Annotated in this window: 1 protein-coding gene; it reads right to left on the reverse strand. The window is 59.3% G+C overall.

Annotated features, from left to right (window positions below):
* Nucleotides 1–2 precede the first annotated feature (2 nt).
* On the reverse strand, nt 3–538 hold a 536-nt coding region (locus tag AC1DS5_RS25530; protein ID WP_477721036.1), incomplete at its 5' end, for a flagellar basal body rod C-terminal domain-containing protein.

The raw sequence follows: 538 nt of genomic DNA on the forward strand, positions 1-538 counted from the left end.
CCTCAGAATGCCTGCATCAGGGTTTTGTACAATTCGTTGACCGTAGACATCACGCGCGCATTGGCCGAATAGGCGTTCTGCAACGACAGCAGATGCGCCATCTCATCATCCATATTCACGCCGGACGCGTCTGCCATCTTCTTGTCGAGTGTATTGAGAACGACGTTCTGGCCATCCGCGAGTTGCTTGGCGGAATCCGCCGCAGCGCCCTGTTGCCCGACGAACTGGCGCATATAGCTCGACAGCGTCCCCTTGAACGGTGCCGTATCACTGCCCGGTCCCGTCGCCGGCGAATAAGTGAAACTGGCATTGTTCAACTGATTGAGCAGGAGGGCCGACCGCGTCGTGTCGCCTGCTGCCGTCGATCCGCTATAAACCACCAGCTTGGAGGGGTCGGCGACGATCGCATTGTTGATCGTCAGCCGGCCGGCGAGACCGGTCATCTGCGAACCGTTCTTGCTGATGCCACCGCTATAGGCGGCGCCGTTGTCAGTGAACAACGCCAGCTCCGGGCTGCCGTTGCTTAGATCAGTGGGAC

Source organism: Polaromonas sp. P4_H1 (assembly GCF_056400945.1).